Below are 12,711 nucleotides of genomic sequence, written 5' to 3' on the forward strand. Positions count from 1 at the left end.
AAAAAGAGTGAACAGCGGAGTAAATAGGTTAATTAGGCTTTGGTGGGCGTAATACGATTAAGTGGCAGTATAAGTTGTCGCAGAGGAAACGCAGAAGGCAGAATGGACAGAGGCCCATTCGTTAGAACGGGCCTCTCAGCTGGCTTCATCTTTTGCAGGGAAAAAGCGAACTGGGGCCATCTTATCGGATCTGTAACAGTCTGTAACCCACAGAGATCACGTTTTTTATATCATTTTGCTATGAATATTTGAGGTTCAGATCCTTTCTACTTGAATATGCAGATTTGTGAGTGTTTTGTCAGTGCAAAGGTGCATAGACACTGAGTTTTATGTTGGTTTTTGTTACTCAATTTTTAAGATAGCAACCTTGTCGATACCAGTATAAAAAAGGCCCCAATAGTACAGCGATATTCTGTGCACTATTGGAGCCCAAAACGCATTCATTGGAGGATGAAGTCGTGTTTACGCACTAGCAGGACAATCAGTCGTTATCCAGCAAGTTAGCGCAAGATTGCTGTGCGATAACTTGCGATTGATAAAGTATGGCGATTACAGCGCGCAACTACAGCGCATTGGTGAAGATCTGACAGATCTCCGCATGGGTCGCTTGTTTTGGATTGGTGAATCCACAGGCATCTTTTAACGCGTTATCCGCAAGTGTTGGAATATCTTCCGCTTTTACGCCTAACAAGGTCAGGTTTTCGGGGATCTTAACCGCAACAGACAGCTTTTTGATTACCGCTATCGCCGCACTGGCACCTTGCTCATCGGTCATGCTGGACACATCCACACCCATAGCCTTGGCAATGTCTTTCAAGCGAGCAGGGACGACCTGGGCGTTGTATTCCTGTACATGGGGCAGCAGCAGAGCGTTACACACACCGTGGGGCAGATCGTAGAAACCGCCTAACTGGTGCGCCATCGCATGCACATAACCTAAGCTGGCATTGTTAAAGGCCATACCCGCTAAGAACTGGGCGTAGGCCATTTGTTCACGGGCGTTGATGTCTTGACCGTTTTCAACCGCGTTGACTAAGTTAGCCTGAATCAATTCCATGGCCTTGATCGCGCAGGCGTCGGTGATCGGGTTGGCAGCAATAGACACATAGGCTTCAACCGCGTGAGTCAGTGCATCCATACCGGTTGCGGCCGTGAGGCTCGCAGGCTTTTTCAGCATGAGCTCAGGGTCATTGACCGACAGCAAAGGCGTCGTGTGCTTATCGACAATCGCCATTTTAATGTGGCGGGCTTCGTCGGTAATGATACAGAAGCGCGTCATTTCACTGGCAGTACCTGCCGTCGTATTAATGGCCACTAATGGCAACTGTGGTTTTGCGGATTGATCTAACCCTTCGTAATCCTTAATGCTGCCGCCATTGGTGGCAACAAGGGCGATACCCTTAGCGCAATCATGGGGTGAGCCGCCACCGAGTGAAATCACAAAGTCACACTTGTTGGCTTTTAACAGGGCTAAACCGGCTTCGACGTTCGTCACGGTTGGGTTAGGTTGTACGCCATCATAGATGGTGGAGGTAATGCAATTTTGACCGAGTTTTTCGGCCACTTCACCGACTAAGCCAATTTTGACTAAGGGTTTGTCTGTCACTATGAGTGCGTGTTTAAAGCCTAAGGTTTTGATGTCACCGATAGCGTCATCCACTGCGCCTTGGCCTAACACGTTGACAGAAGGAATAAAAAATTTAGCAGCCATAAAATCCACCTATTTGCTTGTAAAGATTAAGTTGTGTTCTTTTCTGGTGATCAAGCTACCAATTTGGAGGTAGTGAAAGTGTGAGCTCGATCGAGTTCGGCGCTTATCTGGGGGCAATTTCCCACTAAAGTTGGAACTCGGTAACTAAACTTCGGACTTTTATGACGGGTATTAGTGTTGGCGTACGATATGGTTTTTCTGGGGGGGCGCCCGTGGCGAGGCATCATTTCTGTGTGTTTTTTACTGGTCTTGTTATCTCACTTTTCATCCCACTTTTTAGCTAACATTTGACGGCTCAATTGTTAAATCTAACAGAGGTTAAACCTCAATAATACTCTCATTCGTAGCATTAACTCCAATTAATTAGTTTGATATCTAATATTAATTTATGCGTACTGCTATGGTTGTGGTAGGGCCGCAAGTCAAAGAAATCTATACATTTATCTTGTTTTTACACATTAATTCTTTTTTGCATAACTAACTTGTGAGTTTTGTCACTGTGCTATTTTAGGTTGATAGTTACATCACTAATCATTATCATGATTGTTAATTGAACGTTCAATTAACGTCGTTCAGAGTATTGAGAGAGTGGTTATTACTTGAGTATTTATGCCTAAAGCCGCAATGAAATTGATACGCAGACAGCAGCTTATCGATGCGACATTAGCATCGGTTGCCTTGCATGGATTGCAGCACACGACTATCAACAGCATTAGTCAGTTGGCGGGGATGTCGTCGGGGATCATCAGTCATTATTTCAGTGGTAAGCAGGGCTTGATCCAAGCGACGCTACGCCACTTGCTCGAGCAGTTAAAGCAGGCGTTGCTCAATCGAATCCAAGGACAAGTGTTGGCGCCAACAGAGCGCTTAATGATGATAGTTGAAGCGAATTTTACCGAGTTACAGCGCTCACGAAATGTCACTCACACTTGGCTGAGTTTTTGGGCACAGGCCGTCCACGATCCCCAGTTAGCCCGTTTGCAGAATATCAATAGTCGCCGCTTATACAGCAATTTACATTTTTCCTTTCGGCACGTGTTGCCCAAAGAGTTTGCCCTGATGGCTGCTGAGCAAACGGCGGCGATGATCGATGGATTTTGGTTACGCAGCGCTTTAAGTGAAACCCCTGAGCAGGATTTTGTTCAGGCCGAAAAATTATGCAAAACCTTTATCCACAATGTGATAAAGCAGCATGGAGTCAAAACATGTCAGTAGAAGTACAGTACAACTTTATTGCGGGTCAGTTGCTCGCTAACGATAGCGGCGAAACCTTCGACGTCGTCAATCCTGCCACTGGGCAATTGGCGTACCGAGTGCAAGTGGCCGATGAAAAAATTCAGCAAGCGGCCATCGAGAGCGCCAAAAAAGGCTTTGCGATTTGGTCTGCCATGAGTGCCACTGAACGCAGTCGTATTCTGTTAAACGCGGTTGCGTTATTGCGTGCTCGTAATGATGAACTCGCGGCAATCGAAGTGCGCGACACAGGTAAACCTTGGCAAGAAGCCTCAGTGGTTGATGTGGTCACAGGCGCAGATGCTATCGAGTTTTTCGCCCATATTGCTCCAGGGCTTGAAGGCGCGCAGCAGCAAGTCGGTGGGGATTTTTATTACACCCGCCGTGAGCCTTTAGGCATTTGTGCTGGTATTGGCGCCTGGAATTACCCATTACAAATCGCCTGTTGGAAGGCCGCGCCTGCCTTAGCTAGCGGCAATGTGATGATTTTTAAACCTTCGGAAGAAACGCCGCTTGGCGCACTGAAATTAGCGCAACTCTTAAGTGAGGCGGGTTTGCCCGATGGCGTATTTAACGTCGTGATGGGCGATGGCAAGGTTGGCGCTTGGTTAACGGGACATCCGGATATTGCCAAAGTGTCCTTCACTGGCGAAGTTGGTACTGGCAAGAAAGTCATGGCCGCAGCGGCAAGTTCATTAAAAGACGTCACTATGGAACTCGGCGGTAAATCACCACTTATCGTGTTTGACGATGCTGATATCGACAATGCGGTTTCAGGTGCCATGCTCGGTAACTTCTACACCCAAGGTGAAGTCTGCACCAATGGGACGCGAGTGTTTGTCCATGAGTCGGTTTATCAAGACTTTATTGAGAAGCTACTCGCCCGTACCCAAGCCAATATTGTGGTGGGCGATCCTATGGCGCCAGAGACTAACTTTGGCGCGTTAATTTCCAAAGACCACCAGCAAAAAGTGCTCGATTATATTCAGCAAGGTATCGACGACGGCGCAACTTTGCTCACTGGTGGCACTGCGTTAACGCCAGATAATGCACCCAATGGTTACTTTGTCGCCCCAACCATTTTTACCGATTGCACCGACGAGATGCGCATCTGCCAAGAGGAAATCTTTGGCCCTGTGATGTCGGTACTCACCTTTAAAGATGAAGCCGAAGTGATTGCTCGGGCAAATAATACCGCCATGGGCTTAGCCGCTGGGGTGTTCACTCAAGATATCAGCCGTGCCCATCGGGTTATTCATCAGTTACAAGCAGGTATTTGCTGGATCAATGCCTATGGTGCATCGCCAGCCGAAATGCCAGTAGGTGGGTATAAGTTGTCGGGTATTGGCCGTGAAAACGGTAGCGAGACACTCAAGCATTACACCCAAGTTAAAGCCGTTTACGTGGGTCTACAGCCCTTAGAAAGCCCATTTTAAGGAGGCATTTTGACCCATTCACTCCAGCAAAAATATTATAACTACATCATAGTCGGCGCCGGTTCTGCAGGGTGTGTGCTCGCTAATCGTCTGTCTAAGGATCCTAAAAACGAAGTACTGTTATTAGAAACCGGTGGCAGCGATAAGAGCATCTTTATTCAGATGCCGACGGCGTTATCGATTCCGATGAACAGCCCTAAATATGCTTGGCAGTTTGAGACGCAGCCTGAGCCGCATTTAGATAATCGCAAGATGCATTGTCCTCGGGGTAAAGTGCTTGGCGGTTCATCGTCGATCAATGGCATGGTGTATGTCCGTGGTCATGCCAGAGACTTTGATGAGTGGCAGGCGCAAGGGGCGACCAACTGGGATTACAGCCATTGCTTACCGTACTTTAAAAAGGCAGAAACCTGGGCCTTTGGTGGCGATGAGTATCGCGGCGAGTCTGGACCGTTAGGTGTGAATAACGGTAACCAGATGCAAAATCCCTTATACCAAGCCTTTGTGGATGCGGGCATTGCGGCGGGGTATTTATCGACCGCCGATTATAATGCCGCGCAGCAAGAAGGTTTTGGCCCTATGCATATGACGGTCAAAAAAGGCGTGCGTTGGTCTACCGCTAATGCCTATTTACGCCCAGCGATGGCCAGACGTAACCTTACTGTGTTGACCCACACTTTAGTGCATAAAGTGTTATTGGAAGGGCAAGCGGCCGTTGGCGTTCGCATTGAGCACAAAGGCAAAGTTGAAGATATTCGTTGTAATAAAGAAGTGATTTTAGCTGCTGGCTCAATAGGTTCGCCGCATTTGCTGCAATTATCAGGCATTGGCGATCCCCAAGTATTGGCCGATGCTGGGGTAGAGTTACAACATGAGTTGCCCGGTGTTGGTCAGAATTTACAGGATCATTTAGAGTTTTATTTCCAATTCAAATGCCTTAAACCGATTTCACTCAATGGCAAGCTAGATCCTTTCAGCAAGTTCTTAATCGGTGCTCGTTGGATTTTAGATAAGTCTGGCCTAGGGGCCACGAATCACTTTGAATCCTGTGGTTTTATTCGCTCAAAAGCGGGGCTCGAGTGGCCAGATTTGCAGTACCACTTTTTACCTGCGGCTATGCGCTACGATGGTAAAGAAGCCTTTGCGGGGCATGGTTTTCAGGTGCATGTAGGCCATAACAAGCCTAAAAGCCGTGGTGCCGTGACCTTAGTGTCGGCAGATCCTAAAGCGCCACCTAAGATCCAGTTCAATTATTTACAGCATCCCGATGATATTGAAGGCTTTAGAGCCTGTGTGCGTTTGACCCGTGAGATCATCAATCAAGCGCCATTCGATGAGTATCGCGGCGAGGAAATTCAACCCGGCACACAAGTGCAAACCGATGAGCAAATCGATGCCTTTGTGCGTCAATCGGTTGAGAGTGCTTATCATCCTTCTTGTTCATGCAAGATGGGCACTGATGCGATGGCCGTAGTGGATCCCGAAACCCGCGTGCATGGATTGCAGAATTTACGAGTGGTGGATTCTTCTATTTTCCCGACTATCCCGAACGGTAATTTGAACGCGCCGACCATCATGTTGGCTGAGCGCGCCGCGGATATGATTTTAGAGGCTGAGATGTTAGCGCCAGCAGATTCCGCCGTTGTGGTTGCCGACGCTTGGCAAACCACACAAAGAAGCACTGCGACAAGTTAACGCCATAAGTGCACAACATGCCTGCTCGGTCCGTCTTATCGATGGACTGGCGGCTTCAATTTTAAGTGACTCATTAATTGATGACTCAAAACTCATTAATTGATTACTCAAAATAAGGGTCATGATTCATTTTATCTAAAGGGTCGGTCAGCCCGCAGTGAGTGTGCAAATGATCACTTTCACGACTGAACATCTATCAGGGTTTAACTATCGCAGAGTGCTTTTTAAGTAGCGATATTTAAGGCTTGAGGGCAGAGCGCTGCCTTTAAAAATGATTCAGTTTTTTATTATTAAATAAAAACATGGAGTTACATTTTATGGATTCATATCCTCATGCCTACTTATATCCAGTATCGACTGGGACGGAGTGCATCCTATGACCTGGTTATTATCCGCAGGGATACTGTTCACTTTTGCCGCGATTGCGTTTGTTATTTATCGTTGGGGTAACATTCGCTGTATCGGTGTGACGCCTGTGCGTACGTTTACCTTTATCGCGATTCTGTTCACCTCTGGCCTTGATGTCGGCTTGATCATGTTTCCACTGACCGAGTTTGCCGGTTATGCCAATGTGGCGGCAAGTCCCGAGTACGGCTTTACTAATCCGTTGGCGATTGAGTTTGGCTTTTGGGCCTTCTTGATTTGGGGTTTCTACTTTTTAACCTGCTTCTATTTTTGTGTGATCGAACCTAGGGTGAAGTTCTTCGACATTCCTTTGGTCAAGTTCATCAATAATATCGTGATTATTGGTACCTGTGCCTTTACCGCCTATTTGTTATTAAGCAATTTGCCCTGGTACTTACCCGAATTAGGTGATGGCGAAACCATAGTCGGTAGCTTTTATTTAATCGTATTTATGGTGATTGCCGCGGCGGTATATTCCAGCACTAGCATACGTTATGTGCGTATTTTGAGCTTAGCCAGCACTTGGTTATTTTTAGGCTTGATTGCCATGATGTGGGCCAGTGCATTTTTATCGGCTGACTCAAGTGTGGGCGAGTTCTTTACGACATTTGCCATGCTGGGCGACTACTTCGGCAATATTCAACATTTTGTGTTACCCATCAACGACTACCATGAGTTTTATCTGTTCTGGTGGTTTGCGTGGAGCATTATGATTGGTCAATTTACCTCGCGCTTTGTCGGCGGGATGAAAACCTATCAAGTGTTGCTGGCCATGATGGTGTTTCCGTCTATCCCCATCGCTATCTGGTTCACTGTGCTTTATTACTACAGCGCCAATGGGTTAGATACCTCGGGCTTCTATAATCTGGCGATGGTAATTGTAGGGGTAACCTTTGTGATTAACTCACTCGACTCACTGGTACGCCTGTATACCGACAATCTTAATCTGACGATTGAGCGTTTAGGCAAGCTTAAATATGTCAGCTTTAACTTAGTGTTGCTCTGCAGTCTGACATTACTCTTTCAATTAGACTTTCTTCAAATTCAATGGGTTGGTGCAATCGCACTGGGCCTGATCTTTAGCTGTTTTGGTTACATCATGATGACGCAATTGCAAACAGTTCGTGCCATTGAGCGCTCGCCAAAAGAGAACAAAATCGACTTTACTAAAATTGAGCTAGCTAACTAATGGAAAAATTAATAATGAAATCAAAATGTTTTTATCTTGTCGCCGGCGGATTGTTATTGATGTCGACTGCGGCGAATGCCGGATTATCGGCTACTGTGACGGCGACGTCGGATTACACTTTTAACGGTGTCAGCCAAACGGACAACGGCCCAGCACTGCAAGGCAGTCTGGATTACGGTTTTGATTCGGGCTGGTACGTGGGCGGCTTTACCTCGAACGTCGACTTTGGTGGCAGCGATGACACTTGGTTAGAGCTCGATGCCTATGCGGGTAAGTATTATCAGCTGAACAAGCAACTGAGTCTCGATGTTGGGCTGGCCTATTACACCTACCACGGCGATTCCTTCTCTGATGAGTACAACTATCCTGAGCTGTATAGCAAGCTAGGTTACGACACTTCCCTTGGCCACTCTGAAGCTAAGTTAACCTACACATGGGACTACTTTGGTTTAGGCGGCGGACATTACACTATGTTGCTCGGCCATACGATTAGCGTTGCCGAAGGCCATGATATTCGCTTCAGTGTTGACCGCTCGACGTCACTCGATGAAGACAAATGGTCATGGGATGGCGGTAAATCCTTTAATCACTTCCGCGTTGCCTATATGACCAGCTGGAGCGGCTTTGATTTCAGCCTTGCCGCTGAAGATACCAGCATGAACTTAGATACCAGTGACGAGCGCCTGGTGTTGTCGGTATCGCGCCAATTCATGTTGTAATGTAAGGAACTTTTACCATAAAAGTGCCTCCTCTTGGTGAGTTCAGTCGCGCTTTCTGGTAAGGTGCACTGGACAACTGGGACGGGACATTATGGAAAAGTACGAACAACTGCTCATTTCGCTGCGTCGAGTGATACGCGCTATCGACATTCATTCTCGCCAGCTGAACAAACATTCAGGTTTAACTGGGCCGCAATTGATGGTGATGCAAAAAATCGCCCAATTGGATGCGCCATTGGCGAAAACTGTGGCGGAAGAGATCACGCTGAGCCCTGCGACTGTGACGACCATTATCGATCGACTCGAGGGCCGTGGTTTAGTGATCCGTTTGCGCAGTGAGACTGACAAACGTAAGGTGCATTTATACCTTAGCGATGCGGGACGAGCGCTGTTACAGGACTCACCTAAACCGTTACAGGATCATTTTATTAAGCGTTATCAGAATCTTGAAGAATGGGAGCAGAGTCAATTGCTCTCTGCCGTTGAGCGTATCGCGACTATGATGGACGCCGATAAAATTGATGCGGCGCCTATGCTCTTGGTCGGAAAGATCCAAGGCGATGAGTAATCGTTTAGCTCATGGTTTAAATGAATTAGACGCTAAAATCGATTCGTTTTTAAAATGAAAAAGCACTGAAGATTCAGTGCTTTTTTGCTTTTAACTCTATATCGTTTAGCTGTGCATCTTTTACATACTTAAGCAGCAGGACAGCTTGTTGTAGCCACAGAGTTAATCAGAATTTCTTGTACTGGCGTGTTGGCAAAACCACCGCTACTTTTTGTTGGAACTATGCTTATCTGATCCGCCACATCCATGCCGTCAACCACTTTGCCAAACACGGCATAACCAAATTCGCTAGCGGACGCATCCAGATCGGGATTATCTAGCACATTGATAAAGAACTGTGATGTTGCAGAATCTGGCACTGTGGTTCTAGCCATCGCGATAGTGCCACGTTTGTTGCTAATACCGACAGCGGCTTCATTCTTGATGGGCGCATCGCCTGGTTTGCTTTTGAGCCCTGTGGTAAAACCGCCGCCTTGGATCATAAAGTTATTAACGGTTCTATGGAATAAGGTGCCGTTATAGAAAGACTTATCAACATACTGCTTAAAGTTTTTACCTGTGATGGGCATGTTCGTTAAGTCAATAGCGAGTGTGATATCGCCTTTTGTGGTTTTCATTAAATAACACACATCCGCAGATAAGGCTGGCGGAGTGGGATCGGGCGTCGGTGGCGTCGGCGTTAGATCACCATCTGTACTTCCTTCACAACCGGTTAAGGCTATGCAGCCGACAAACAGTAATCCTGATAACTTCTTCATTTCATATCCTTATTCTCAATCATCATTGGGGAGTTTCTGCTTTAGCGTTCCATCGAGCGAGCCTCTGGCGGATAAGCGAGGGCATATCAGGCTCCATGAATGTAATGTTGTTATTATGTTTCTACGCTGTAGCGAGATGAGATGTTGACAGAGGAGAGATAGGCTGTTCAAGTTATAAAGTGCAATTGATACAAAGTGTTGCACTGAACTCACTAGTCGATATGTTTTGGGTCTTATTCATTGGGTTTTAGTTCGAATGCTATGACATATAAATGTCTTACGCCTGTCATGTTATTTCTATGCCTTTCCTGACAGCCTTTCGACAAGACATTGGGAAGCATGTTTGCCCTCTTGCTGAACGTGCGCCCCAATTTAGTGCATTCCACTCTTTATATCCTGATAGCTACTGAGCGCCAACTTAACTGAGTGCTTCTAGTAAGTTACTGATTTTTTGAAAATGTTTTTTGTTATTTCTCTGAAATATTTATGTCATCTTCTTGTTACTTTTCGTTGGCATGGTTACTGTATATCTAAAGCTATGGATGAGCGGTCGCGGGGGCGACAAAATATGGGGCTGGAAAAGTTGCTGTATTTGCGGGGAGTTGGAGCAGAATTTACTGATTGTTTTGGCCAAAATATCCATATTTCCGAGGTAGACAGGCAAGGTATCTTGACCTGTATGTTACAGGAAAAAAACAGCGTGGCAGGGACTGCCATTGATGCTCCTGCTACAGAGGCGTTATCGAGTGATGCTGGGCTGACCTGTGTCGATGCGGTATTGACCGAATCACTGATCGCGTCGCAAATTGATTTACTGGATGCCCGTCCTTGGACTCAGGTTCTACCTGAATTCCATTGGTGTTTTGTGGATGAACCTTGGATAAGCCTTTGTTTACCTGAAAGCTATACTTCAGATCTGAGTGTGGCGATTGAATGCGAACAGGGTGAGTCTATCGTATTTGATGTGCCGTTCTCGGCGCTTAAGTCGATTGGCGATTACCGCATTGAACAAACGCTTTATCTCCACTATCGCCTTGATCTTACGCAACTGGGATTAGCACGCCTCGATTTAGCTGAGGCCAAGACCCAAGCTTCCCCTGAACACTCAATGACCGCCGAGACTGAGGCGGTGAATTTAGCGTCTTATTTCCTGAGCAGCCAAGAGTTCACTAACAACCCAGCTTTAATCAAAAACCAAGACTCATTTGCGCATGCAGCTGACAAAAATGCGAGTGATTTCTCTGTGTTAGGTTTGGGCTTTCATCGCATAGCTTTAAGCTTAAAACATGCCCTAGAGACAAGTGCACAAGCGCCAAGCTCGGCGCTAGTGAGCAGTGTGACGGCTGAGGCTGATACCAGCACTTTGTTTTCTGGCACTTTAATGGTGGCACCGCGGGCCGCTTATCAAGGCGTACTGACTGCTGTCGCCCAAGGTAAGCGCCATAAACCTTGGGGGATCAGCGTTCAACTCTACAGTTTACGCAGCGAGAGCCAGTGGGGCATAGGTGACTTTGGCGATTTAGAACAACTGATCGCGCTGGTGGCGGCGCAGGGCGCGGATTTCATTCAACTCAACCCCTTGCATGCCCTCGACATTGCGGCGCCAGAGCATCCGAGTCCCTATAGTCCGTGCGATCGCCGCAGACTCAATCCTCTTTATATTCAATTACAAAGCGTTCCTGAATACCAAGCACTTACCACTGAATTTTCAAGCGCTACTTGGATAGAGGCCATCGCCTTACTGAATCGTGACAATTGGCTCGATTATCCTAAGGTGAGTGAGCTTAAATACCGAGCCTTTGAGCAGTTATATCGCGTTTTTTGTGAAACCCATTTAGCAAACGACACGCCCAGAGCGCAAAGATTCCATGAGTTTGTGCGTGAGCAGGGCACTGCGCTGCAAGAGTTTGCTCAAGCGGAATACTTACGTAGCCCAAAAGCGTTTGTACAAGAGGAAGGTTTCTATCTTTACCTGCAATTTGTGGCCGAAAACCAGTTACACCTTTGCCAGCTAAAAGCGAAAGAAGTGGGCATGGGGTTGGGATTAATCCGTGATTTGGCCGTTGGCGCAGCGCTGCAGGGCAGTGAAGTACAGGCCAATGCCGAGCAGTTTTGTTTGCATGCCAGTATCGGCGCACCGCCCGATCCCTTTGCGCCCCAAGGGCAAAATTGGGGCTTAACGCCCCTCGATCCGGTGAAGTTAAAACAACATAATTTCAGTCATTTTATCGCCTTGATCCGCGCCAATATGGAAAGCTGTGGCGCCTTGCGTATCGATCACGTGATGGGCTTACTGCGCCTCTGGTGGTGGCCGCTGGATAAACAACTCGGCCAAGGTGCCTATGTGTATTATCCCGTCGAAACCTTGCTCGCCATCGTTTGCCTTGAGAGCCAACGTGCCCGCTGTGTGGTGATTGGTGAAGACTTAGGACTCGTGCCACCGGACATTATTCATCGTCTCTACACTTCTGGCATTTACTCCAACGAATTGTTCTATTTCTGCAAAGACCATCAAGGCTTTAAATCACCGGATCAATACAAGTCCCAGAGCCTGATGATGCTGGCGAACCACGATGTACCGACTTTAGTAGCTTGGTGGTGTGGCAGCGATTTGCACCTGCGTCGACAGTTATCCCTATTTGATTCTGACGAACAATTGGGCGATGCGCTGGCTGGGCGGGAGCATGAAAAGCAGCAGCTTATTTCACTGTTAGTCGCTCAAGGTCTGTTAGCCGAGGTGACGATAGCCGAACTCGATATTCAAACCTTGCTCACGGCTTGGATGACCCTAGGGGCTCGCGGAAATAGTGCGCTGTACAGCGTGCAACTGTGTGATTTATTGGCCGATCGCCATGCGGTGAACATTCCCGGCACTTGGCTCGAATATCCTAACTGGCAGCGGCGCTTACCTTTGAGTTTAACGCAAGTGTCGGTTTCGCCAGAGATATTGCAGCGATTACAAAATATCGCTGCGGCGAGACAGCTACCGAGTTAATG

Annotated in this window: 9 protein-coding genes; 7 read left to right on the plus strand and 2 right to left on the minus strand. The window is 47.2% G+C overall.

Features of this window, described 5'->3' with window-relative positions; translation table 11 throughout:
• Positions 1-562 precede the first annotated feature (562 nt).
• The gene (gene yiaY, locus MO387_RS02910) at positions 563-1,711 is read right to left on the minus strand and encodes an L-threonine dehydrogenase (RefSeq protein ID WP_242325978.1); all 1,149 of its coding nucleotides are present in this window, start codon (positions 1,709-1,711) and stop codon (positions 563-565) included.
• A gap of 609 nt (positions 1,712-2,320) precedes the next feature.
• Here yiaY and betI point away from each other — a divergent pair.
• The 6 genes from betI to MO387_RS02940 all read left to right on the plus strand — a co-directional run bounded on the left by betI (position 2,321) and on the right by MO387_RS02940 (position 8,956).
• Positions 2,321-2,926 carry a transcriptional regulator BetI gene (gene betI / locus MO387_RS02915; RefSeq protein ID WP_006080847.1) on the plus strand — a complete coding sequence of 202 codons (606 nt, stop codon included), beginning with the start codon at positions 2,321-2,323 and terminating at the stop codon, positions 2,924-2,926.
• On the plus strand, positions 2,917-4,380 hold the full coding sequence (betB, locus tag MO387_RS02920) for a betaine-aldehyde dehydrogenase (RefSeq protein WP_063882694.1): 1,464 nt from the start codon (positions 2,917-2,919) through the stop codon (positions 4,378-4,380). Before betI ends, betB begins: the two co-directional genes overlap by 10 nt.
• A gap of 9 nt (positions 4,381-4,389) precedes the next feature.
• Positions 4,390-6,075, plus strand: a complete 1,686-nt coding sequence (gene betA / locus MO387_RS02925; RefSeq protein ID WP_006080849.1) for a choline dehydrogenase — start codon at positions 4,390-4,392, stop codon at positions 6,073-6,075.
• A gap of 376 nt (positions 6,076-6,451) precedes the next feature.
• Positions 6,452-7,669 carry a choline transporter gene (locus MO387_RS02930; protein ID WP_006080850.1) on the plus strand — a complete coding sequence of 406 codons (1,218 nt, stop codon included), beginning with the start codon at positions 6,452-6,454 and terminating at the stop codon, positions 7,667-7,669.
• Positions 7,670-7,683: 14 nt separating this feature from the next.
• Positions 7,684-8,388 (plus strand): TorF family putative porin, encoded by a 705-nt coding sequence (locus tag MO387_RS02935; RefSeq protein ID WP_006080851.1) that lies wholly within the window; start codon positions 7,684-7,686, stop codon positions 8,386-8,388.
• Positions 8,389-8,479: 91 nt separating this feature from the next.
• On the plus strand, positions 8,480-8,956 hold the full coding sequence (locus tag MO387_RS02940; protein WP_006080852.1) for a MarR family transcriptional regulator: 477 nt from the start codon (positions 8,480-8,482) through the stop codon (positions 8,954-8,956).
• A 128-nt stretch (positions 8,957-9,084) separates the two neighbouring features.
• Here MO387_RS02940 and MO387_RS02945 read toward each other — a convergent pair whose 3' ends face one another.
• Positions 9,085-9,714: a peptidylprolyl isomerase gene (locus MO387_RS02945; protein ID WP_242325979.1), complete on the minus strand. Its 630-nt coding sequence runs from the start codon at positions 9,712-9,714 to the stop codon at positions 9,085-9,087.
• 568 nt (positions 9,715-10,282) lie between these two features.
• Here MO387_RS02945 and malQ point away from each other — a divergent pair.
• A complete protein-coding gene (gene malQ, locus MO387_RS02950; protein ID WP_107948542.1) occupies positions 10,283-12,709 on the plus strand; it encodes a 4-alpha-glucanotransferase in 2,427 nt (808 codons plus the stop codon).
• Positions 12,710-12,711 lie beyond the last annotated feature (2 nt).

It is taken from the genome of Shewanella sp. N2AIL, assembly GCF_022690845.1.
GTDB classification, from domain to species: domain Bacteria; phylum Pseudomonadota; class Gammaproteobacteria; order Enterobacterales; family Shewanellaceae; genus Shewanella; species Shewanella baltica.